Below are 21959 nucleotides of genomic sequence, written 5' to 3'. Positions count from 1 at the left end.
GACGCGTCACAGAATGCCGGCGCCGCGGCTATAGTAAAGATCAGCTCCCTCTTCGCAGCCCATCGCACAATCGGCCATGCAACGCCCGACACCAGACATCGTGCGTCTGTTCCCGACCTTCCTTTGGCAGCGCCGCCTCGATTCCGCGTCCTGCGAGCCGCTTAACCGCAACCTGCTGGCACATGCCGATGCGTTGCAGCGCGACGGACGCGGAACCCGCACCGGCTCCGCGTGGCAATCCGAGCACCAGTTGCATCAGGCGCCCGTGTTTGCCGCGCTGGCTGCTCACATCGATGCCGCCATGGCCGACGTGCTCGCGTTCGTCAAAGTCGCCCACGCCCCGCTCCACCTCACCGGCTGCTGGCTCAACGTCCTGGATCCCGGCGCGGCGCATGCCGTGCACACGCATCCGAACAATTTCCTGAGCGGCGTCTACTACGTTCAAACGCAGTCCGGCGCCGACACCATCAACTTTCATGATCCGCGCCCTCAGACAGCGATCATTCGTCCGCCCGTCACCGAATTGACGGCGTACAACACGGACCAGGTGGTCGTGCCCGTCAGCGACGGCACCCTGCTCGTGTTCCCCGCCTGGCTGCCGCATTCGGTGTCGGCGAACCTCAGCGGCCGGGCGCGCGTGAGCGTCAGTTTCAACGCCATGTTCAGCGCCTACGACACGACCATGAGCTCGCCGCTTTGGGGGCCGATGCAGGACCCGGATCCGGTTCGAGGTTGATGGGCTCAGCCCGATTCGCTGCGGCCGTCGAGCGGATCATCTGAGCTCGATCGACACAAAGCGGCGCACGTTATGGCGCTGGATCAGCACCGCGATCTGCTTCTTTGCCTTGGCTTCCAGAGAACTCGCCTGGTCCTGCGACTCGACCAGCTCGCCATTGAACGAGAGGACGATATCGCCGGGTTGAATGCCGGCGCTCGCGGCAGGGCCAGCCACCTCGTCGACCATCAGGCCAAGGGGAAGATCGCTCGCGCGCTTCTCCTCCTCGCTGAGCGCATGCATGGTCAAGCCAAGGCGATCCGCCGCGCCGCCTTCGTTCTGCCCGGCCTCGGGGATTGGCTGGGCCTCGGGGATTGGCTTGACCTCCGGAATTTGCTTGGTCTCCGGAATTTGCCTCGCCTCGGGGATTGGCTTGACCACCGGAATTTGCTTGGTCTCCGGAATTTGCCTCGCCTCGGGGATTTGCCCCGCGGCGGGGCTTTCCCCGGCCGTACCGGCCATGAGTCTTATCGCCATCGGTCTTCGATCGCGAATCAGCCGGAGGACGGTTTTCGTCCCCGGCCGCAAGCCAGCGGCATATTCGACGAGTTCGGCCGAGCGATCGATGGTCTTGGGGCCGATCTGCGTGACGACGTCACCCGCCTTCAGGCCGCTCGCGGCAGCCGGCGTGCCGGGCGCGACGGCATTGACCAGCGCCCCGGCCGGACGCGGCAGGCCAAGGGCCGCTGCCAACCCGGGGCCGATGTCCTGCACGTCTGCGCCAAAACCGCCGCTCGTCCCATTGCGCTGGGCCTGCAACTGCGCACGCACTTTGTTGGCCAGGTTGATCGGGATGGCAAAGGTGAGGCTCTGGAACGGCTCCGCATTCGTATAAATCTGCACGTCGATGCCGATCACCTCGCCGGCACGGTTGAACAACGGGCCGCCCGAATTGTCGGGATTGGTGGCGACGTCGGTTTGAAAGAAGGGGAAATTGCTGCCGTCCGGCAGCACGCGAGGCGTCGCACTGATGATGCCGTCGGTCACGGCATTCGCAAAACTGTCGGGCGAGCCGACCGTCAGGACCTGCTCGCCGACCCGCACGCGCGACGAGTCACCCAGTTTGACGGTCGGCAGCTTCGTGGCGTCGATCTGAAGCAACGCCACGCCGCTTTCCGTGTCGACAGTGAGCACCCTCCCCTTGAACGCGCGCCGATCGGTCAGCGTGACGGTCACTTCGGCGGCCTGATCCACCACGTGCGCCGTGGTCAGGATGAGGCCGTCCGGGCTGATGATGAAGCCCGAGCCGCTACCCGCTATCGCGCGCGGCGGGCCGCGTTGAGACTCCGGCTGTTGCGGCACGACCCGCTTGAAAAACGCGGCAAAGGGATCGTCCGAATCGACGGCCTCGGCGGCCGGCGCGGACGTCTGCTGTTCCGGGGCAGCCGCACTGATGTTGACGACCGCTGGCCCGTATCGCTCCACGATGGCGGGAAAGTCGATCGGCATCGCGGCGAAGACCTGCTGCGCCACCCGCTTCTCCTTGGCAGGAGGCGGCGGAGGGGGTGGCGCAGCCGCCGCGGCGGCCGCCGCAGGCTGCAAATGCAAATGGCTACCGAGAAGTCCAGCCGCCAAAGCAGCATGGAGCAAGGTGCGGGCAAAAGACCGGCGGAACACGGCGCGCCTCCGAGAGGGTCGCTATGGCAGGGTGTCGGTGCCTGAGGCGTCGAGTGCCAACATAACGAACACGGGCCGACACTATTATTTATAGAGCAACCAGCCGCCGCGACGCAGATCCCGCCGAGTTTCTTCGTGCCGCACCGCACGATGCCCGCGCGACTCAACCTTCCTTGCTCGACCCCGCCCGGATGCCCGCCATCAACGCGATCCCGCTCGCCAGCAGGAGCCCGGCCAGGAGATAGATGGCGAGGTCCATGCTCCCCGTGCTCGTGCGGATCTGGCCGATCACCCAGGGGCTCACGATGCCGCTGGTGATGCCGATGCTGCTGATCAGCGCGATCCCCGATGCCGCCGCCTCGCCCGGCAGATAGCTCGACGGAATCGCCCAGAAAATCGGCAGCGCCGCGAAAATCAGGATCGACGCGACCGAGAGGATCGCAAGCATCGCGGCAAAGCTGCTCAGATGCAGCGTGAGCGCCGCAAGCGCGAGTCCGCCGCCGATCGTGCAGCTCGCGAAATGCTTGCGCCGCTCGCCGACCCGGTCGGAACGGCGCGCGATCAGGATCAGGCCGATCGCGCCGATCGCATTCGGCACGACCGTGTAGAGGCTTACCGAGAGCACATCCTTGATGCCGAAGTCGCGGATCATCAGCGGCATCCAGAAGTTCAGCGTGAGCGACGCGCACGTCAGCGAAAAATAGATGAACGCAAACAGGTACACGCGCGGGTTGACGAGCGCCGCCGCGAAGCTGCGCTCCCGGTGCGCGCCGCGCTCGGCCTGATCGCTCGCGCAGAGCGCGACGATCCGCTCCTGTTCGGCCGGCGCGAGCCAGCGCGCGTCGCGCGGCCGGTCGACCAGGCGAAACAGCGCGAAGCACGCGAGGATCACGGCGGGCAGGCCTTCGAGGACGAACATCCACTGCCATCCGTAAAGCCCGAGCACGCCGCCCATGTCCCGCATGATCCAGCCGGACATGAGCCCGCCGAGCACGCCCGCAACCGCGACGCCCGCAAAAAAGACCGCCATCACGGCCGCGCGCCGGCTCGCAGGAAACCAGTACGACAGATACAGCACGATGCCGGGAAAGAATCCTGCCTCGAACACGCCGAGCATGAAGCGCAGGAGGTAGAAATGCGCGGGCTTGGACACGAACATCATGCCGATCGAAGCCAGCCCCCAGAGCAGCATGATCCGCGTGAAGGTCCTGCGCGCGCCGAAGCGCGCGAGCAGCATGTTGCTCGGCACTTCACAGAGCACGTAGCCGACATAGAACACGGCCGCGCCGAGCCCGTACATTGCGTCGCTGAAGCCGAGATCGTGCTTCATCTGCAACTGCGCAAAGCCGATGTTGATGCGGTCGAGAAACGACACGACGTAGCAAAGAAACAGAAACGGAATGATGCGCCAGGCGACCTTGCGGAACATCGCCTGATCGTCGGCAGCGCAAGCGGCGCGCTGCGCCGCTTGCGCGGAAAGGGAATAGCTCATGCTGTCTCGCTCCAAATGTCTCCGCGCCTACACAAATCGGTTATTCCTTAGCGCATGGTTCAGCATTGTATAAATCATTTCTCAATGTTGAATAACCGTTTACCCCTAACCCTCAGACAACAGGCGAGCCGAAGCCCCCGACGGACGCGCTCGACGCGTCGCGGGAAAACTGAAACGGTGAGAACAGGAAGAGCGGTTTAGACGGCGGTAAAGCCGAGCCGGGAAGAAACCGCCGCCGCGCTCGCGCGCAGCGTGTGGGCGAGTTCGCCGTCCCAAGCCGTGTCGAGCGAGCCGCTCGGGCCGATCGCGGTGATCGCGAGCACGACGTTGCGCGTGTGATCGAACACCGGTGCGCTCATCGCGCTGATGCCGGCGACGGGCGCATCGACGCTGCGCGCCAGCGTGCGCTGCCGCACTTCGGCGAGCTTCGCGTCGATCTCCTTCTGACTGAACTTGCGGTGCGCCACGCCGAGTCGAGTCGCGTTGGATTCTTCCAGCGCGACGAGCGCCGCAACGGTCATCGGCGGCAGATAGGCGGCGAACGCGAGACCGGTTGCCGTCTGCAAGAGCGACATCACCGTGCCGGTGCGCATCGCCACATAGATCGGATCGCTCGCATGCCGGATATAGACGATGGTCGGCCCGCTGCTGCCGGGCGTCGCGAGCGCGACGGTATGGCCGATGCCGGCCGCCATCTCGTCGATGACCGAGACCGCCGTGCGCACGGGGTCCGAGCGCTGCAGGCTGATGAGCCCCATCTGCAGCGCGAACGGGCCCAGTTCGTAACGGCCCGTCGCCGCATCCTGCTGGATCAGGCCGAGCGCGCCGTAGCTCACGAGATAAGGATGCGCCTTGGCCGAGGTCATGCCGGCCTTTCTTGCGAGATCGCCGAGCAGCATCGGCCCGCCGTGATCCACGAGCGCCTGCAGCAGCGCGCCCCCCACTTCAATCGATTGAATACCGCGCCGTTCTTTTGTCATTGTTCCGGTTCCATCGCGCCAATTCCGCGCATGATGACACGCGCTCCCCGGCGTTGCTCAACGCCCGCTCAACCGCCGCACGGTCAGCCAAGGCAACCGCAGCACAAACCCGAAAATCAAACGGAGATGCATCCACGTGAGGAGTACGTTGTCGCGCCCGTAATGGAAATGCGAGACCCCGCCCTCCGCGGCGCGAAAATAGCGCACCGGCGCATCCAGCCTGATCGGCCTCACGCCGGCCCAGCACAAGCGCACGGCGGCTTCCGGATCGAAATCGAAGCGCCGCATCCACAAACGCCTGCGCATGAGCGCGCGCAGCGGCGCAACCGGATACACGCGAAAGCCGAACAGCGAATCGCCGATGCCGGCCCACAGGGTCTCGATGTCGGCGCAAAGATTCGAGAGCCGCCGCCCGTACACGCGCGCTCGCGGGGCGCTCGCATCGAATTTCGGCCGGCCCAGCACCATGCATTCGGGCGCGGCCTTCGACGCCGCCATGAACGCCTCGATCAAATGCGCGGGATGCTGTCCGTCGGCGTCCATCGTGAGGACATGCGTGAAGCCGCGCGCGGCCGCTTCGTCGAGCCCGGCGTGCACCGCCGCGCCTTTGCCCTGGTTGACCGGCAGCACGATGACGTGCAATCCCGGATCGCTTTCGGCCATCGCCAGGAGGCGCGCGGTGCTGCCGTCGGTGCTGCCGTCCGCCACGACCCACACCGGATTCCAGTGCGCTCGCGCACTGCGCACGGTCTCGCCGAGCTTCTCCCCCGGGTTGTAGCTCGGAATCAGGACGAGATGGGTGGACGACGCTCGCGGGGTGGGCATGGGTACAGCCGGTCGATGGTTGTCGAGGAAAGGACGCGATCGGGCGTTGGGCAATGAACGAGGTAAGCAGCTTGGCGGTGATCGATGAGCGAGGGAGGGATGAGCGTCTTATGCCATCCCGCCGTTGATCGACAGCACTTGTCCCGTGACGTAGGCGGCCGCGTCCGAGGCCAGATAGGCCACCATCGCCGCCACTTCGACCGGCTCGCCCGCCCTGCCGGCCGGCACGATCTGCTTGATGCGCTCGGGCGGAAACGCCGCTTCGATCATCGGCGACGCGATGATGCCGGGCGCCACCGCATTGACGGTGATCCCGCGCGACGCGATTTCCTGCGCCAGCGATTTCGTCGCGCCGATCAAGCCGGCCTTCGCGGCCGCATAGTTGACCTGTCCGCGATTTCCCATCACGCCGGCCACCGACGCGATATTGACGATGCGCCCCCAGCGCGTGCGGATCATCGGCATCAGGAGCGGCTGCGTGACGTTGAAGAAGCCGTTGAGCGTGACGTCGATGACGCGCTTCCATTGATGCTGCGTCATGCCGGCCATCGGCGCATCGTCGTGAATGCCGGCGTTGTTGACGACGATTTGAAACGCGCCGCCTTCGAGCGCGGCGTCCAGCGCGGCTTGTGTCGCGCCGGCATCGGTCACGTCGAACGCGATCGCCTGTGCCGCGCCGCCGGCCTCGACGATGCGCTGCACCGTCTCTTGCGCACGCGCGAGGCTGCTGTTCGCATGCACCCAGACTTCGTGGCCGGCCATCGCCAGCGCTTCGCTGATCGCTTGCCCCAATGCGCCGCTGCCGCCCGTGACCAGCGCTTTCTTCCGTGCGTTCGTCATGATCCCGATGTGAGCCTGAATGAGCCCAGGTGAGCGTAAATGAGTGAGCGCGAGCCTAGCGGACGCGGCATTCCGCCACATAGGCGGCCAATCCGCCGAGCGTGGCGAAAATCTTTGCGTTGTCGGGATTGTCCGAACGCAGCGCAAAGCCGTACTTCTTGGAGACCAAGAGCGCGATTTCCAAAATGTCGATGGAATCGAGGCCGAAGCCTTCGCCGTACAACGGAGTCGCTGCGGACACTTCCTCGAGCCGAATGTCTTCGAGGTTCAGTTCGAGGATGATCAGTCCGGCGAGCTCTTTTTCCAGTTCGTTCATCATGCATGCAACGGCGTTTTACAGCGAAAAGTGGCCTGAGACGGCGACGCGCGGCGGACCGGGCGCTTGTGCACAGCCTGCCCGGCGACGGGGCCGCCCAGGTTCGGAGCGATTCTAACTACGGGTGACGCCTAGTACGCGAAAAAACGGTTACAGAACGTCTTGGGGCTGCATGCGCCCTGGGCGCCCCGCTTGGGCGGAACCGCCCGAACGGCGTTGAAAGGCGACACATGCGCTAAAATTCGGCCCTTGCACGCCCGTTGGGGCGCCATACAAACGGTTACAAAACGCAACCCCTGCGTCTTAGGAAAACCGTAACATCCGTCGACTCGGGCGATGGGGAAGGCCCCGCGCCGCAGGCAGATTTCGTCGGCTTCGCGAAACTAGAATGCTCTGTATTTTAAATCATCAGCTTTCAGTCCGGCTGCAGCCGCGGCATGGCCGTGCCGAGGGCGCGGCGTGAACGGGCCGGCTCGCTTCGCGCGCGCGGCGCTCGGCATTGCGTTCGTCGCCGGGTACGAGATTGGAGCCCATTACGCGGTGAGCACGCCCGGCCTGCAGATCGTCGGCCTCGCGCTGGCCCTGGCGCCCCTGATGGCGCTCACGCTGGGCGCCGCGCTGCAGCCGCGCCGTCGCGCCTGGATGCTGCCGTTGTGGCTCGCCGCGTGCGCGGCGCTCTGGGTCCTGCGCGCACCGCTTGCGCGGCATTTCGAATGGGGGCTGTATCTCGAGCACGTGTCGTTCAATCTGGCGCTGGCCGCCGTATTCGGCCGCACGCTGCGAGCGGCACACGAGCCGCTCTGCAGCCGGTTCGCCACGATGGTGCACGGCCCGCTGACGCCCGTCGTCGCCGTCTACACGAGGCGCATCACGCTCGCGTGGACGCTTTTCTTCATAACGATGGCCGGCGTGTCGACGCTGTTGTTCGCGCTGACATCGATCGTGGTCTGGTCGACGTTCGCCAACTATTTGATGTTGCCGCTCGTCGTGCTGATGTTCGCCGCCGAATACGGATGCCGCCGCGCAGCCCTGCCGGGCGAGCGCTCCGGCATTCTCGACGGGGTTCGCGCCTACCGGCGCTCGATGCGCGATCACGCCGTGGAGGCACGTTGAAACCGCCGCCGCGGTGCGCGCTTTCGATGCGCCGCGGGCGTCCTGCTACTGCTTTTTTTGACGTTATGCCGAGTTTTCCGCTCGTATCCCATTGCTCGCTCGATGAGCCGATCGCCTGGCGCGACGGCGTGCCGGTTCCGGTGCGCGACTTTCTCGCCGACGTGGCGCAGCTCGCCGCGGCTTTGCCGCCCGGCGGGCACGTCTTCAATGCGTGCAAGGACCGCTACCGCTTCGCGGTCGGCTTTTGCGCCGCGCTCGTCGCCGGCAAGGTGTCCTTGCTGCCTTCGACGCACACGCAGGAATCCTTACGCCAGCTTGCGTCGTTTGCGCCCGACACGTTCTGCCTGCACGATTCGAACGAAGGCGCGAGCGTGCTGCCGGGCTTTCGCTTTCCCGCGCCGGATCGCGCCGCCCCGAGCGCGAGCGGCGCCGCTGCCGTGCCGCGCATCGACGCCTCGCGCGTCGCCGCTTACCTCTTCACATCGGGCTCGACGGGCATGCCCGTCCCTCACCGCAAGACGTGGGGCGCGCTCGTCAAGAGCGTGCGTGCCGGACTGGAACCGCTCGGCCTCGCCGGCGCAAGGGGCAGCACGCTCGTTGGAACGGTGCCGCCGCAGCATATGTACGGCTTCGAGCACACGATCCTGCTTGCTTTGATCGGCGGGCTTGCCTTCAGCAACCGTCGGCCGTTCTATCCCGCCGACATCCGCCTGGCGCTCGAAACCGTGCCGGAACCGCGTGTGCTCGTCACCTCGCCGATTCATTTGCGCGCGCTCTTGATGTCCGAAAGCGCGCAGCAGCCGAGCGCGTCGCTGATCCTGTCGGCCACGGCCCCGCTCGCGAAGACGCTGGCCGCCGAGGCCGAAGCGCGTCTCGCCGCGCCGCTGGTGGAAATCTACGGCAGCACCGAAACGGGCAAGATCGCGACGCGGCGCACGGCGCTCGGCGATGTCTGGCAGCTCGTCCCGGACGTCGCGCTGCAAGCGCGTGCCGGCCAGGACGCCGGCGGCGAAGCCGAAATATGGGCCGCCGGCGGACACATCGAAGCACCGTCGCCCATGGGCGACGTGCTGGAACTGCTCGACGATACGCACTTCCTGTTGCACGGGCGCAAGTCCGACCTGATCAACATCGCGGGCAAGCGCACTTCGCTCGAGTATCTGAACCGTCAACTGAATGCGATACCGGGCGTGGCGGACGGCGTGTTTTTCATGCCGGATGTCCCGGCGCACGCTCGCGATGAGCGGCACGAACCCGTCACGCGGCTCGCTGCGTTCGTCGTGGCGCCGGCGCTTTCCACTACCGACGTGCAACGCGCCTTGCGCGAGCGCATCGACGCGGCCTTCATGCCGCGCCCGCTGCTGTGCGTCGATGCGCTGCCGCGCAACGAGGCGGGCAAGCTGCCGCGCGACGCGCTGGTTTCGCTCGCCGCCCGGCATGCTCGCGAAGCGAAAGACGCGAACCGCCACGTTGCCGGCGAAGCGCAGCCCGTCACCTTCGAAATCCCGCTCGATCATCCCGCCCTGCCCGGCCACTTCCCGGGGCAGCCGATCGTGCCGGGCGTGGTGCTCCTCGATCACGCGATCAGCGGCATCGGCCACGCGCTCGAACGTCCTCTGCACGCGTTCAAGATCCGTTCCGCGAAGTTTCCGAGCTCCGCGATGCCGGGCGTGCCGCTCGAGCTCACGTATCGCACGGGCGAGAACGGTGCGATTCACTTCGCGGTCACGGCCGGCGCGCACACGGTCGCGACCGGCGTGCTGACCGAACGACAGGGGACATCGTGAAGCCACCCGGAACCACCGCCCGCGCGGCATGGGCCGAGCGCGAGGAGCGCAGCAATCCGGCGCTGCTGCGTGTCATGACGTGGATTTCGCTGCGTCTCGGACGGAGGCTCGGCCGCGTCGTCCTGCGGGCCGTCGCCGCCTATTTCGTGCTGTTCTCGCCGCAGGCCCGCCAGGCTTCGCGCGATTATCTCGGCCGCGTGTTCGGCCGGCCCGCCGGCTGGCGCGAAGTCTATCGCCACGTGCTGACCTTCGGCACGACGATTCACGATCGCCTCTACCTGCTATCCGGGCGCTTCGATCTGTTCGACATCCGCGTGCACGGCGGCGAGCACGTGCTGGCCGCGCTCGCGCGAGGAGACGGCGCGTTTCTGCTGGGCGGGCACCTGGGCAGCTTCGAAGTCGTCCGCACGATCGGCCGCACCCTGCCCGAGCTGCGCGTCGCCGTCATGATGTACGAGGAGAACGCGCGCAATATCAACGCGATTCTCGCGACCGTGAACCCCGCTGCGAAAGCGAACGTCATCAGCCTCGGGCGTGCGGATTCGATGCTCAAGGCGCGCGAAAGCCTCGACGAGGGCTGCATGATCGGCATGCTCGCCGACCGCACCCTGCTTTCCGAAAACAGCGATTCGCTCGAGCGCCTTCCCTTCCTCGGCACGCCTGCCGCGTTTCCGCTCGGCCCGCTGCGCATGGCCGCGATGCTGCGGCGCCCGGTCATCTTCATGACCGGTCTCTATCGCGGGGGCAATCGCTACGACGTGCACTTCGAGGCGCTTGCCGATTTCACCGGCGTACCGCGCGGCGAACGTTCCGAACACGTGCGTGCCGCGCTCGTGCGTTACGTCGCGCTCTTGGAAAAGCATTGCCGCGCGGCGCCCTATAACTGGTTCAACTATTTCGACTTCTGGCAAGGCAGCGAAGCCGCCGCTGCCCCGCGCATCAAACGCGACGATGAGCCATCCCGGGCTGCGCTCCGTCTGCCCGTCGTCGAGGAGTCTGACGCATGACCGTCTCGCGCCGCTTCGATTTCCGTCGACTTGCCGCCCGATCGCTCGCGGCGACGGCGGCGGCCGTGCTCGCTTCGGCCGCCTCGCTGTGCTGCGCGCAAGCGTCTGCGCCGAGCACGCCGAGCGCGCCGGGCTGGACGCTCGACGCGCTGATGTCGACACTCGCGCGCAACAAGTCCGGACACGCGGCGTTCGTCGAAACGAAGTACCTTTCGATCGCGACGAAGCCTGTCGAATCGTCGGGTGAACTCGTGTTCGTCGCGCCCGATCATCTGGAGAAGGTCACGACGAGCCCGAAGCCGGAACGCCTCGTCGTCGACGGCGACAAGCTGACCGTCGAGCGCGATCGGCACAAGTACACGCTCGCGCTCGACCGCTATCCCGAACTGGCCGCATTCATCGAAAGCATCCGCGCGACGCTCGACGGCGATCGCTTTGCGCTCGAACGCCTCTACCAGGTGGCGCTCGAAGGCAATCGCGACGACTGGACGTTGACGCTGACGCCGCTCGACGCGCGCACGTCGAAGGTGATCCGCACCGTGACGCTGCACGGCGCACGCGACGCGCTGCGCACCGTCGCGATCGAGCAGGCCGACGGCGACCATTCGGTGATGCAGCTTCAGGACGTCGCGAGAAACTGATGGAAGAGCCGGCGCTGCAACGTTCCGCTGGACCGTGGCTTCGCACGCTGTTGGGCAAGCGTGCGGTGCAGTGGTGGCTGCTGTTTCTCGTCGTCTGCGCGGTCCTCGTTCATCGCGCCTCGTTCACCGCCGACCTCTCCGCCTTTCTGCCGCGCGCGCCAAGTGCGGCGCAGCGCGTCCTCGTGGACCAACTGCGCGACGGGCTCGTGTCGCGGCTCATGCTCGTCGCGATCGAAGGCGGCGATTCGCAGGGACGCGCCGCCATTTCGCGGCAACTGGCCGCGCGCTTGCGCGACGACTCGCAGTTCGCTTCGGTCAATAACGGCGAGCCGGTCACCGAAGCGCGCGACCAGCAGTTCGTCTTCGATCATCGCTATCTGCTGAGCCCGTCGGTAACGCCGCAGCGCTTCACGGCAGAAGGGCTGCATCAGGCGCTCGGCGACAGTATCGATCTGCTCGGTTCGTCCGCGGGGTTGATGGTCAAGGCGCTGCTGCCGCACGACCCGACCGGCGAAGTGGCCGCCATCGCGAGCCAGCTCGACAGCGGCGCGCAGCCCTCGTCGATAGACGGCGCCTGGGCCTCGCGCGACGGCAAGCGAGCCGTGCTCGTCGTCGAGACCGCCGGCGCGGGCTCCGATACCGATGCGCAAGAACGGGCGATTCGCGCGGTGCGCCGCACGTTCGACGCCGCCTCGCACGGCACCGGCAGCGCATCGCCCTACCGCCTGCTGCTGAGCGGCCCGGGCGTGTTTTCCGTCGACACGCGCGACACGATCAAGCACGACGTCGAACGGCTGTCGAGCGTGAGCCTCGTGTTGATCGTAGGCTTGCTGCTGGTCGTCTACCGCTCGCCGCTGACGCTCGCGTTCGGCCTCTTGCCCGTGCTCACGGGCGTCGCCGCCGGGCTCGCGGCGGTCAGCCTCGCGTTCGGCACGGTGCATGGCTTGACGCTCGGCTTCGGCACGACGCTCATCGGCGAGGCGGTCGATTATTCGATCTATCTGTTCGTCCAATCGACGGGCCCTGCCGCGCGTGCGCAAGTCGCACGCAGCGCGGATTCGATGCGCGAGTGGATCGCAACCTACTGGCCGACCATCCGGCTCGGCGTGCTGACTTCGATCTGCGGCTTCGCATCGATGCTGTTTTCGGGCTTTCCCGGCCTCGTGCAGCTCGGGCTGTATTCGATCGCCGGATTGATCGCCGCAGCCGCCGTGACGCGCTACGTCCTGCCGCACATGCGCGAGCGGGCCGGCGCGATGCGCGATGTGTCGCGGCTCGCGGGCGTGCTCGCGCGCGCAGTCCGCGCCGCGCCCATGCTGCGCTGGCCGCTGTTCGCGCTGCTGGCGCTCGCCGTGGCGATCCTCGGACTGCATCGCGGCGCGTTGTGGAGCCACGAGCTTGCCGCCTTGAGCCCGGTGCCGATGCAAAGCCAGGCGCTCGACGCTTCGCTGCGTGCCGATATCGGCGCGCCCGACGTGCGCTATCTGGTGGTCGTGTCGGGCGATAGCGAGCAAGCCGTGCTCGGAGGCGCGGAAAAGATCGGCGTGCAACTGCAGCCGCTCGTCGACAAGGGCACCCTCGCCGGCTACGAGAGTCCGGCGCGATATCTGCCGAGCGACGCCACGCAGCGCGCGCGGCTCGCGAGCCTTCCTTCTGCCGGCGTCCTCGCGCCGCGCCTTCATGCGGCGCTGGAGCATCAGGCGGTCGATTTGAAGCCGGACGCCTTGACGCCCTTCATCGCCGATGTCGAGCGGGCGCGCCGACAGCCGTTGCTGAGCCGCGCCGGCCTGCGGGGAACGTCGATGGCGCTGGCGGTCGATGCGCTCCTGACCGAGCGGGCCGGCCGCTGGAGCGCCATGCTTACGCTGCGCGCGCCGTCGCCGTCGCCGTCGCCTTCGCCTTCGCCGTCGCCTTCGACTTCGCCCTCGCAGGCAGTCCCGCAAGGGACCAGCGCCTCCGACGACTCGAGCCTCGACGCCAACGCCATCAGAACCGCCGTCGCGCAAGCGGGCGTGCCCGACGCGCTCTTCGTCGACATGAAAGCCGAAGCCGACCGGCTCTACGTGAACTATTTGAACGAGGACATTCGCCTCTCACTGGCAGGACTCGCGGCCATCGTCGTCTTGCTGCTCGCCGCGCTGCGCGATCCGGTGCGTGTCGCACGCACGCTCGCGCCGCTTGTCGCAGCCGTGCTCGTGGTAAGCGCCGGATTCGCGCTCGCGCACGTGCGGCTCACGATCCTGCATTTGATCGGGCTCCTGCTGATCGTGGCTGTCGGTTCGAACTACGCGTTGTTCTTCAACCGGGGGAGGGGCGCAGGCGTTGCGGCACGGACCGGGGCGCCGCTCATCGCCGCGCCCACGCTCGTCTCGCTCTTGATCGCGAATCTCGCGACCGTGGCCGGATTCGGCTTGCTGGCGCTCTCGCGTGTGCCGCTGCTCGAATCGTTCGGCTTGACGGTCGGGCCCGGCGCCATCCTCGCGCTGCTGTTCTCCGCTATCCTGGCGCCGCATGCGTCGCGCTCGCCCTCGCAGCAACGAGAAGGCCGGCGCACTGAGAGGCCGATATGAAGTGCCCCAACGCTCACTATCGTTCGCTGCCCCCCGAGGGGGCGGATGCCTCCCTTGGGGCGGCCCGGCGGGAGGCATCATGAAGCGCCCCCACGCTCACTATCGTTCGCCGGGGGCATCATGAACTCAATCTCCCCGATCGGCACGGCCATCGGCGCGCGCCGCTGGAAGCCCACGCCGGTCATCAGCGGCACGATCGCGCTGCACGCGGGGGCCGCGGCCGCCGTTGCGGCACAGCATGCGTGGTGGCCATGGGCGGCGGGGAGCGTGGTCGCGTCGCATCTGGCCTTGACGGCGGCGGGCCTCTGGCCGCGCAGCACCCTCCTCGGCCCGAACTGGACCGCGCTGCCGGCAAGCGCGGGCAACCGGATCGCGCTCACGATCGACGACGGTCCCGATCCCGACGTGACGCCACGCGTGCTCGATCTGCTCGATCGCTATGACGCGCGCGCCACCTTTTTCTGCATCGGCGACGCGGCGCGCCGGTATCCGCACTGCGTGGAGGCCATCGCGGCGCGCGGCCATGCCGTCGAGAACCACAGCCAGCGCCATCGCCACCATTTCTCGCTGCAGGGGCCGCGCGCGCTGCGGCGCGAAATCGAAGCCGCGCAGAACACGTTGACCGAAATCAGCGGCGTGCGCCCGCTGTTCTTCCGTGCGCCTGCGGGACTGCGCAATCCGTTCCTCGAGCCGGTGCTGTGCGCGTTGGGCTTGCAGTTGGCGAGCTGGACGCGGCGCGGCTTCGACACGCGAAATCGCGATGCCGAGGCCGTCTCGCGACGGCTGCTCGCCGGGCTCGCCGCGCGCGACATTCTGCTGCTGCACGACGGCCATGCCGCGCGCGACGCGCAAGGCAAGCCGATCGTGCTGGAGGTGCTGCCGACGGTCCTGAAGGCCGCCCACGACGCGCAATTGCGTTGGACGACGCTGCGCGCGGCGCTCGATTCACGGCCGCCGTCGCCAGGCTGCACCACACTGACGCAGGCCCCAAAGCTAGCCGGCGCGCCCGCTGAGGCAAACCGGCAACCGGATGGAACCCAGTGAACCCGCTACTTTTCACGCACTTCACCGCCACGAGCTGCCTCGGACGCGGCCTCGACGCCACCGCGCAAGCGCTGCGCGATCGGCGCGACGGACTGACCCAGTGCGACTTCGAGCGCGCCACGCTCGACACGTGGATCGGCGCCGTCGACGGCGTCGACGACGAACGGATGCGAGCCGGCTTGAGCGACTTCGACTGCCGCAATCACCGGCTCGCGCAAGCCGGCCTGCTGCAAGACGGATTCGCTGAAGCCGTCGAAGCGGCAGCTGCGCGCCATGGCGCGGGGCGTATCGGCGTTTTCATGGGCACGAGCACGGCGGGCATTCTCGAAACCGAACACGCCTACCGGCAGCGCGATCCGCAGACCGGCGCCCTGCCCGCGCATTTTCACTACGCGCACACGCACAATCCGTACTCGCTCGCCGCGTTCGTGAGGGCGTTCTTCGGCTTGCGCGGGCCGGCGATGTCGGTTTCGTCGGCGTGCTCGTCGGGCGCCAAGGTCTTCGGCTCGGCCCGCCGCCTGCTCGAAGCCGGACTGATCGATGCGGCCGTGGTCGGCGGCGTCGATTCGCTATGCCTGACGACGCTGTACGGCTTCAACTCGCTCGAACTGCTGTCGACGCAGCCCTGCAAGCCGTTCGACATCGCGCGCAAGGGCATCTCGATCGGCGAAGCGGCGGCGTTCGTCCTCCTCGAGCGTCCGCGCGATGCAGCGGGTCACGCGAGCGCGTCGCACGACGACACCATCGCGCTGCTCGGCATCGGCGAATCGAGCGACGCGCATCACATGTCGTCGCCGCATCCGGACGGGCTCGGCGCCCGGCTCGCCATGCAAGAGGCGCTGGCGATGGCGAAGGTCGAGGCGAGCGAAGTCGACTACATCAATCTGCACGGCACCGCCACGCCGAGCAACGATGCCGCCGAAAGTCACGCGGTCAATGCGCTCTTCGACGGCACGCCCTGCAGCTCCACCAAAGGCGCGACCGGCCATACGCTCGGCGCGGCGGGCGCGCTCGAAGCGGTCATCGCAGCCCTCGCGCTGCGCGATCAGTTCGTGCCGGCGGGTGTGCAGACCACGCATCCCGATCCGGCATTGGGACTCAACTACCTCTTGACGAGCCGCGCCGCGCGCCTGCGCACCGTGCTCAGCAACTCGTTCGGCTTCGGCGGCACGAATTGCGCCCTGCTGCTGGGCCGCACCGGCGCTGCGCGCAACGCGGAACTTGCATGTTGAACGCGCCCCACGCTCACCATCGCTCGCGGCCCCCAAGGGAGGCATCATGAAGCGCTTGAGCGCATTCATCGAAGGCGTCGGGCTGCTCGGGCCGGGCTTGGCCAACTGGGAGCAAGCCGCGCAAGTGCTGGCCGGCAAGGCGGCTTACCAACCGCAGCGCACCGTGCTGCCCGTGCCGTCAGCCCTGCCGCCGCCCGAACGCCGCCGCACCGTAGCGACCGTCAAGCTCTCGCTCGCGATCGGCCGCGAAGCCGCGCTGGCGAGCGGGCGCGACCCGGCGGCGCTCAGCACTGTCTTCGCCTCGTCGGGCGGCGACGGCCACAATTGCCACGTGGTGTGCGAAACACTGGCGGGCGACGACCGCGAATTGTCGCCGACGCGTTTCCACAACTCAGTCCATAACGCGCCGGCTGGATACTGGGGCATTGCGATGGGCTCGATGGCACCGTCCAACGTGCTGTGCGCGTACGACGGCAGCTTCGCAGCGGGGCTGCTCGAAAGCGTCACGCAAGTGGCGATCGATGCAAAGCCGACGCTCTTGATCGCATTCGACGCCGACTACCCCGCTCCGATCAGGGACGTGCGTCCCGTCGACGATTCGTTCGGCGTGGCGCTCGTATTGGCTGCGCAGGCGAGCGAACGCGCACTGGCGCGCATCGAGGTTAGGCTCGCCGACGCCCCCGCGACCACGCTGGCATCGCCCGAATTCGAGGCACTGCGCCTCGACAATCCCGCTGCACGCGCGCTGCCCTTGATCGAAGCGCTCGCCATGCGGCGCTCGACGAGCGTCGTGCTGGACTATCTGGACGATCTGCGACTCGAAGCGGACATCACGATGTGCGACGCTTGCGGAGACATCGGGCGATGAATTCCGCTGCCTCCCGCCCGCCTGCGCTCGATCATGCGTGGATCGCCGCGCGCATCCCGCACAGCGGCGCGATGTGCCTGCTCGATGAAGTCGAGGCATGGAGCGACGAACGGATTCGCTGCGTGGCGACGAGCCATCGCGATCCGAACCATCCGCTGCGATTCAACGGACGCTTAGCCGCGGTCTGCGGCATTGAATATGCGGCCCAAGCCATGGCCGTGCACGGCGCCGCGCTTGCCGCTCAGACGCAACGTCCGCGCGCCGGGTTTCTGGCGAGCTTGCGCAACGTCGAGACACATGTGGAACGGCTCGATACGCTCGACGGTGTGTTGATTGTCGAAGCCGAGCGCATCAGCGGCGACGCCAATAACGTGCTGTACCGCTTCACTTTGCGTTGCGGCGCTCAGCTTGTGATGACAGGACGCGCCGCCGTCATCCTCGATGCTTCCGGCTTGGGCTCGATTGGCGAAGCGGCGAAGCCGGACGCGGGCGGATGATCGCTGCCCTTGTTGTCTTTGTGATTTTTACGGGAACCGGTTCATGAAAATTCGAAAACTGCTGTTGGCCGCGCTTGTGCTCGGCGTGATTCATTCTGTGGCGTACGCAGACGTCTCCGAAGCCGCGCACGATTTCAAGGCAGACGTGAAGGAGGCCGGGACGAAGATCGGCCACGGTGCGCGCGATGCGGCGCATGCGACTGCCGATGCGTCAAAGAAGGTGGGACATGCGGTGGCGAATACGGCCCGGCATGGGTATCACGCGACTAAGAATGCGATTCACAACGCTACGCATAAGAGCGGTACGAGTGAGAGAACGGCATCGGAGGAGGAAAAGAGATAACGGTCTTTCGGCGCGAGCCGCCATCCGGGAGAATCGGCAGCCAACCGCGCAAATGGAGCCCCTCTCACGAGATCGTGTACCAGTTCTGGGGACCGCCCTTATAAAGGTCTCTGGCGAGTCCCAGAATCCGGTCGCGGTTGCGGTCGAAGGCCGCCAGCAAGGCAAGCTCGTCAGAACCCATGCCGGAGTTCAGTTTCGTCAGCATCGCATCGTCGACGAGAAAGGTAACCTCGCGAGAATTGTCGTAGCCCCAGAAGCACACACAGTGTCTGGTAGCGTCGTAGGTGCGACTGGGATTAGGAAAGTTGAGCGTCACGTCACTTTTACCCATCTAATCCTCCTGACAGATATAACGCCACTTGCTCGCGTTGACATTGATGCGGGCGTCACTTTCGCGCCGCTTCTCGGCGCGCTCGCTGTCCGCGCGCTTCAGTGCCAAGGCGCGCGCCTTATACGCGTCGACGTAGTCGCTTTGCCTGACGGCCGTGGCTAGCTTCAGTTCGGTTTGCTTTGGCATGCCGGTTCCAAGAAAAGAATTTCAAATGTAAGGGCCGTCGCGGCGACTGAATTTCGTTGGCGAGGCGTCGACGCAAAACCACCGGTCGCGCACGTCGAACAAGATGAGAATGCGCCCTATACCACAGCCGTGCAAGCGCTATCTCGACGCGTCAATTCACTCAAGTTTCCCCCCCGCACCTATCAACCTTGCGCTTTCGTGCTCGTCGCTAGGCTCGCTTATCCTCCTCTGCGCGCACACTCCGCATGAAATGCTTCGCGACAGTTGGGTGAATTCGGCGCACACTGCTCGAACGTTCGGTTAATTCGGCGGACGTCAATACAAATGGAGCAGTGCCATGGCAAAGAGTCAGTTGCGCGGTAATCGCGAGGCAAAGAAACCTAAGCAGGCGAAAAAGCCGCTTCCCGTTTCGTTGTCGTCAGGTTCGCCCCCGATCAAAGTGCGGCCGGCTTCTCCGGCAACCGAGAAGAAACGTTGAGAACGGTCTCATGGCTCGAAAAGAGCCGTTCCTCACACGTCGACGCGACCGTTCCACTACGCACCCGGAGGTGAAGGACTCGCTATACTGACGCCGAATCCAACCAGACCGGAATTCGTCGTGAAGAAAACCGTAAGCCTGCTCGCCAGCTTCTGCGCCCTCCTCTATTCCGTGCCCGGCTTCACCGATACGCCAGACATTTCGCCCGCAGTCCTTCAGGCGAGGCTCGCAGATATCCAGAAGGCGCCGGCGATCGTCGAACACGCGGACGGCGTCGTCAGGAACACCATCTATGTGTTCATGGACCCCAATTGCATCTTCTGCCACTTCGCCTGGAAGGCGCTCCACCCATACGAAGCCGTGGGACTGGAAGTACACTGGATTCCGATGGGATTCCTCAAGGCCGATTCACCGGGCAAAGGCGCGGCACTGCTTCAGGCAAAAGACGGCGCTGTGTTGCTCGCGCAACTCGAAACGAAGTTTGACGAGAAAAAAGAGTCCGGCGGCATCGCTCCGTTGAACCCGATCCCGCCAACAGCGAAGGCGAAACTCGACGGCAACCTGAACCTGTTCAAGCAGATCGGATTTCAGGGCACGCCTGCGATCGTCTACAAGGACGGCAGCGGCAGGTGGACGGAAGTGGATGGGCTTCCGCGCCTCGCCGAGTTGCCGAAGATGCTCGACTTGCCGCCCCAGCCGATTACCGATCCGTCGCTGGTTCAATTCCAATAAACCGCTGATCGCGTGTCTGCGGCATGAATGTGCCGCGAGAGCCGGCGCGACCCGCGCGGCCGCTACAGGGTAGCGACGGACACGGCGACACCTTCGCTGAACGTGCGCCCATCGTTGAGCATTAATCTAACGGTGGACGCCACACCGCCATTGCCTTGCCCTGGCGGATGGATCAACGGTCTCAATCAACCACGCGGCGCGGCTGGCAATCGGTCTCAAGCACTTGCGCGAGCCTGACAGGCGGCGAGCGGCCGGCAACCCCCTCAGAACATTTAAGGTCTTTCTCAGGACATTAAGGCGCGCGCAGCGTAACTTGCTTCGCAAGCGGAACAAGGTGGACGGACGGCGTACCCGTTCGTCCCCTGCCCACGCCTGTCCCAGGAGAAGCGACGATGAATGCGCAAACGAATGCAGCGGCTTTCGCGGATACGCTGTTTTTCAACGGCAAGATCGCAACGCAAGACGACAAACGGTCGTTCGTCACGGCACTCGCGGTCAAGGACGGCAAGATTCTCGCCGCGGGCAACGATCACGACATGGCTCAGCGTGCCGACGGGGGCACGAAACGGATCGACCTGCGCGGCCGCACGGTGATCCCAGGCCTGAACGATTCGCACCTGCACGTGATCCGCGGCGGCCTGAACTTCAATATGGAACTACGCTGGGATGGCGTGCCGTCGCTTGCCGATGCGCTTTCCATGTTGCGCCGCCAAGTGGAACGGACACCCGCTCCGCAGTGGGTGCGCGTGGTCGGCGGCTGGAACGAGCTTCAGTTCGCCGAGCAGCGTGGCCCGACGCTCGACGAAATCAATGCGATGGCACCGGAGACGCCGGTATTCATCCTGCACCTCTATGACAGCGCGCTTTTGAACGCGGCGGCGCTGCGCGCGGTCGGCTATACGAAGGACACGCCGAATCCGCCCGGCGGCGAGATCCAGCGTGACCGCCAGGGCAATCCGACCGGCATGCTGATCGCTCGGCCTAACGCGGGCCTGCTTTACGCCACGCTCGCCAAAGGACCGAAGCTCGCGCCGGAAGACCAGATGAACTCGACGCGGCACTTCATGCGCGAACTCAACCGCCTCGGCGTCACGAGTGCGATCGACGCGGGCGGCGGATACCAGGCCTATCCGGACGACTACGCCGTAGTCATGGAACTCGCGAAGCGCGGCGAACTGACGATGCGCATCGCGTACAACCTCTTCACGCAGAACGCGAAAAAAGAAATCGAAGACTTCGCGAAGTGGGTCAAAATGACCAAGCCCGGCGATGGCGATGCGTTCCTGCGGATGAACGGCGCCGGCGAGATGCTGGTGTTCTCCGCCGCCGATTTCGAGGACTTTCTCGAACCGCGCCCGGATCTGCCCGAGACGCTCGAGACCGAGCTCGCCGCAGTCGTGAAGCTGCTGGTGCAGAACCGCTGGCCGTTCCGGCTGCACGCAACGTACGACGAATCGATCAGCCGCTTCCTGAACGTGTTCGAACAGGTGAACCGCGAAGTCCCGTTCGACGGTTTGCGCTGGTTCTTCGACCACTGCGAGACGATCTCCGAAGCGAACATCGCGCGCATCGCCGCGCTCGGCGGCGGCATCGCGGTGCAGCACCGCATGGCGTATCAAGGCGAGTACTTCATCAATCGATACGGCGCCGATGCCGTCGCGCGCACACCGCCGATCCAGGCGATGCTCGCCGCCGGCCTGCCTGTCGGGGCCGGCACCGACGCGACGCGGGTCGCGAGCTTCAATCCGTTCGTCGCGCTGTACTGGATGGCCTCAGGACGCACCGTGGGCGGCACGCTCATGTACCCGGAGCGCAACCGGCTCGACCGGATGGAGGCGCTGCGCCGCTACACCGTCGGCAGCAGCTGGTTCTCCGGGGAGGACGACCGCAAGGGCGCACTCGTGCCCGGTCAATATGCGGACTTCGCCGCATTGACCGAGGACTACTTCACGATCGACGAGGCGCGGATCAAATACCTGGCGTCGGTTCTGACCGTGGTCGACGGCAAGGTGGTGTACGCGGACGAGGCGTTCAGCGAGCTCGCCCCGCCGCCGCTGCCGGTGAGCCCCTCATGGTCGCCCGTGGCCGAATTCGGCGGCTATAGCCGCTACCGGCCCGCCGCAAATGCCCAGGCGTGCTCCGCCGCCTGCGCAAAATTGTGCGCGATACACGGCCACGGCCACATGTGGGCATGGCGCAGCAATGTGCCGGTGAGCGACGCCAACGGCTTCTGGGGCGCACTCGGCTGCAGCTGCTTCGCTTTCTGACGCGCGCGCGGCCCATCC

General features: G+C 66.1%; 22 protein-coding genes. 14 read left to right on the top strand and 8 right to left on the bottom strand.

The window, feature by feature from the left end:
* The first annotated feature begins 76 nt into the window (after positions 1 to 76).
* Positions 77 to 736, top strand: a complete 660-nt coding sequence (locus J3489_RS05420; RefSeq protein ID WP_206996688.1) for a 2OG-Fe(II) oxygenase family protein — start codon at positions 77 to 79, stop codon at positions 734 to 736.
* A 36-nt stretch (positions 737 to 772) separates the two neighbouring features.
* Here the strand turns inward: J3489_RS05420 and J3489_RS05415 are convergent, their stop codons facing one another.
* From J3489_RS05415 to J3489_RS05390, 6 genes are all read right to left on the bottom strand, one after another.
* Positions 773 to 2248 (bottom strand): trypsin-like peptidase domain-containing protein, encoded by a 1476-nt coding sequence (locus tag J3489_RS05415; RefSeq protein ID WP_374193427.1) that lies wholly within the window; start codon positions 2246 to 2248, stop codon positions 773 to 775.
* A 307-nt stretch (positions 2249 to 2555) separates the two neighbouring features.
* Positions 2556 to 3884: an MFS transporter gene (locus tag J3489_RS05410; RefSeq protein WP_206996686.1), complete on the bottom strand. Its 1329-nt coding sequence runs from the start codon at positions 3882 to 3884 to the stop codon at positions 2556 to 2558.
* A gap of 197 nt (positions 3885 to 4081) precedes the next feature.
* Entirely contained in the window at positions 4082 to 4864 is a 783-nt protein-coding gene (locus tag J3489_RS05405; RefSeq protein ID WP_206996685.1) for an IclR family transcriptional regulator, read from the bottom strand.
* A gap of 57 nt (positions 4865 to 4921) precedes the next feature.
* Positions 4922 to 5689 carry a glycosyltransferase family 2 protein gene (locus J3489_RS05400; RefSeq protein ID WP_206996684.1) on the bottom strand — a complete coding sequence of 256 codons (768 nt, stop codon included), beginning with the start codon at positions 5687 to 5689 and terminating at the stop codon, positions 4922 to 4924.
* Between the two features lie 108 nt (positions 5690 to 5797).
* A complete protein-coding gene (gene fabG / locus J3489_RS05395) occupies positions 5798 to 6529 on the bottom strand; it encodes a 3-oxoacyl-ACP reductase FabG (protein ID WP_206996683.1) in 732 nt (243 codons plus the stop codon).
* 55 nt (positions 6530 to 6584) lie between these two features.
* Positions 6585 to 6845 carry a phosphopantetheine-binding protein gene (locus J3489_RS05390; protein ID WP_206996943.1) on the bottom strand — a complete coding sequence of 87 codons (261 nt, stop codon included), beginning with the start codon at positions 6843 to 6845 and terminating at the stop codon, positions 6585 to 6587.
* Between the two features lie 459 nt (positions 6846 to 7304).
* On the opposite strand from J3489_RS05390, the gene J3489_RS05385 reads away from it, so the two are divergent.
* From J3489_RS05385 to J3489_RS05340, 10 genes are all read left to right on the top strand, one after another.
* Complete coding sequence (locus J3489_RS05385; protein WP_206996682.1) at positions 7305 to 7958, top strand: COG4648 family protein; 654 nt, start codon at positions 7305 to 7307, stop codon at positions 7956 to 7958.
* 65 nt (positions 7959 to 8023) lie between these two features.
* Positions 8024 to 9745, top strand: a complete 1722-nt coding sequence (locus tag J3489_RS05380) for an AMP-binding protein (RefSeq protein WP_206996681.1) — start codon at positions 8024 to 8026, stop codon at positions 9743 to 9745.
* Between the two features lie 74 nt (positions 9746 to 9819).
* On the top strand, positions 9820 to 10752 hold the full coding sequence (locus tag J3489_RS05375) for a lysophospholipid acyltransferase family protein (RefSeq protein WP_206996942.1): 933 nt from the start codon (positions 9820 to 9822) through the stop codon (positions 10750 to 10752).
* Positions 10749 to 11393, top strand: a complete 645-nt coding sequence (locus tag J3489_RS05370) for a LolA-related protein (RefSeq protein WP_206996680.1) — start codon at positions 10749 to 10751, stop codon at positions 11391 to 11393. Before J3489_RS05375 ends, J3489_RS05370 begins: the two co-directional genes overlap by 4 nt.
* On the top strand, positions 11393 to 13963 hold the full coding sequence (locus J3489_RS05365) for an MMPL family transporter (RefSeq protein ID WP_206996679.1): 2571 nt from the start codon (positions 11393 to 11395) through the stop codon (positions 13961 to 13963). The genes J3489_RS05370 and J3489_RS05365 overlap by 1 nt, the downstream gene beginning before the upstream one ends.
* A gap of 120 nt (positions 13964 to 14083) precedes the next feature.
* Complete coding sequence (locus J3489_RS05360; protein ID WP_206996678.1) at positions 14084 to 15007, top strand: polysaccharide deacetylase family protein; 924 nt, start codon at positions 14084 to 14086, stop codon at positions 15005 to 15007.
* Complete coding sequence (locus J3489_RS05355) at positions 15004 to 16239, top strand: beta-ketoacyl-[acyl-carrier-protein] synthase family protein (RefSeq protein WP_206996677.1); 1236 nt, start codon at positions 15004 to 15006, stop codon at positions 16237 to 16239. Before J3489_RS05360 ends, J3489_RS05355 begins: the two co-directional genes overlap by 4 nt.
* 46 nt (positions 16240 to 16285) lie before the next feature.
* Positions 16286 to 17107, top strand: coding sequence for a beta-ketoacyl synthase chain length factor (locus J3489_RS05350; protein WP_206996676.1), 822 nt, complete (start codon positions 16286 to 16288; stop codon positions 17105 to 17107).
* A complete protein-coding gene (locus J3489_RS05345; protein WP_206996675.1) occupies positions 17104 to 17604 on the top strand; it encodes a hotdog family protein in 501 nt (166 codons plus the stop codon). The genes J3489_RS05350 and J3489_RS05345 overlap by 4 nt, the downstream gene beginning before the upstream one ends.
* Before the next feature lie 43 nt (positions 17605 to 17647).
* Positions 17648 to 17947, top strand: a complete 300-nt coding sequence (locus J3489_RS05340; RefSeq protein WP_206996674.1) for a hypothetical protein — start codon at positions 17648 to 17650, stop codon at positions 17945 to 17947.
* Between the two features lie 64 nt (positions 17948 to 18011).
* Here the strand turns inward: J3489_RS05340 and J3489_RS05335 are convergent, their stop codons facing one another.
* Both J3489_RS05335 and J3489_RS05330 read right to left on the bottom strand, forming a co-directional pair.
* Entirely contained in the window at positions 18012 to 18278 is a 267-nt protein-coding gene (locus J3489_RS05335; protein WP_206996673.1) for a DUF1488 family protein, read from the bottom strand.
* Entirely contained in the window at positions 18279 to 18464 is a 186-nt protein-coding gene (locus J3489_RS05330; protein ID WP_206996672.1) for a hypothetical protein, read from the bottom strand. It lies immediately after the preceding gene.
* A gap of 337 nt (positions 18465 to 18801) precedes the next feature.
* Between J3489_RS05330 and J3489_RS05325 the strand changes: the two genes are divergently transcribed.
* From J3489_RS05325 to J3489_RS05315, 3 genes are all read left to right on the top strand, one after another.
* Complete coding sequence (locus tag J3489_RS05325; protein ID WP_206996671.1) at positions 18802 to 18942, top strand: hypothetical protein; 141 nt, start codon at positions 18802 to 18804, stop codon at positions 18940 to 18942.
* A 120-nt stretch (positions 18943 to 19062) separates the two neighbouring features.
* Complete coding sequence (locus J3489_RS05320) at positions 19063 to 19674, top strand: thioredoxin fold domain-containing protein (RefSeq protein WP_206996670.1); 612 nt, start codon at positions 19063 to 19065, stop codon at positions 19672 to 19674.
* 392 nt (positions 19675 to 20066) lie between these two features.
* Positions 20067 to 21941: an amidohydrolase gene (locus J3489_RS05315; protein ID WP_206996669.1), complete on the top strand. Its 1875-nt coding sequence runs from the start codon at positions 20067 to 20069 to the stop codon at positions 21939 to 21941.
* The last annotated feature ends 18 nt before the right edge of the window (positions 21942 to 21959 follow it).

This window comes from Trinickia mobilis, assembly GCF_017315705.1.
Lineage (GTDB): Bacteria > Pseudomonadota > Gammaproteobacteria > Burkholderiales > Burkholderiaceae > Trinickia_A > Trinickia_A mobilis.
This window is presented reverse-complemented; position numbering and strand designations above follow the sequence as displayed.

Coding starts and splice junctions, on each gene's coding strand:
- J3489_RS05420 (WP_206996688.1), top strand. CDS start 77: ATGCAACGCCCGACACCAGACATCGTGCGTCTGTTCCCGACCTTCCTT.
- J3489_RS05410 (WP_206996686.1), bottom strand. CDS start 3,884: ATGAGCTATTCCCTTTCCGCGCAAGCGGCGCAGCGCGCCGCTTGCGCT.
- J3489_RS05405 (WP_206996685.1), bottom strand. CDS start 4,864: ATGACAAAAGAACGGCGCGGTATTCAATCGATTGAAGTGGGGGGCGCG.
- J3489_RS05400 (WP_206996684.1), bottom strand. CDS start 5,689: ATGCCCACCCCGCGAGCGTCGTCCACCCATCTCGTCCTGATTCCGAGC.
- fabG (WP_206996683.1), bottom strand. CDS start 6,529: ATGACGAACGCACGGAAGAAAGCGCTGGTCACGGGCGGCAGCGGCGCA.
- J3489_RS05390 (WP_206996943.1), bottom strand. CDS start 6,845: ATGAACGAACTGGAAAAAGAGCTCGCCGGACTGATCATCCTCGAACTG.
- J3489_RS05380 (WP_206996681.1), top strand. CDS start 8,024: ATGCCGAGTTTTCCGCTCGTATCCCATTGCTCGCTCGATGAGCCGATC.
- J3489_RS05375 (WP_206996942.1), top strand. CDS start 9,820: ATGACGTGGATTTCGCTGCGTCTCGGACGGAGGCTCGGCCGCGTCGTC.
- J3489_RS05370 (WP_206996680.1), top strand. CDS start 10,749: ATGACCGTCTCGCGCCGCTTCGATTTCCGTCGACTTGCCGCCCGATCG.
- J3489_RS05365 (WP_206996679.1), top strand. CDS start 11,393: ATGGAAGAGCCGGCGCTGCAACGTTCCGCTGGACCGTGGCTTCGCACG.
- J3489_RS05360 (WP_206996678.1), top strand. CDS start 14,084: ATGAACTCAATCTCCCCGATCGGCACGGCCATCGGCGCGCGCCGCTGG.
- J3489_RS05350 (WP_206996676.1), top strand. CDS start 16,286: ATGAAGCGCTTGAGCGCATTCATCGAAGGCGTCGGGCTGCTCGGGCCG.
- J3489_RS05345 (WP_206996675.1), top strand. CDS start 17,104: ATGAATTCCGCTGCCTCCCGCCCGCCTGCGCTCGATCATGCGTGGATC.
- J3489_RS05340 (WP_206996674.1), top strand. CDS start 17,648: ATGAAAATTCGAAAACTGCTGTTGGCCGCGCTTGTGCTCGGCGTGATT.
- J3489_RS05335 (WP_206996673.1), bottom strand. CDS start 18,278: ATGGGTAAAAGTGACGTGACGCTCAACTTTCCTAATCCCAGTCGCACC.
- J3489_RS05330 (WP_206996672.1), bottom strand. CDS start 18,464: ATGCCAAAGCAAACCGAACTGAAGCTAGCCACGGCCGTCAGGCAAAGC.
- J3489_RS05325 (WP_206996671.1), top strand. CDS start 18,802: ATGGCAAAGAGTCAGTTGCGCGGTAATCGCGAGGCAAAGAAACCTAAG.
- J3489_RS05315 (WP_206996669.1), top strand. CDS start 20,067: ATGAATGCGCAAACGAATGCAGCGGCTTTCGCGGATACGCTGTTTTTC.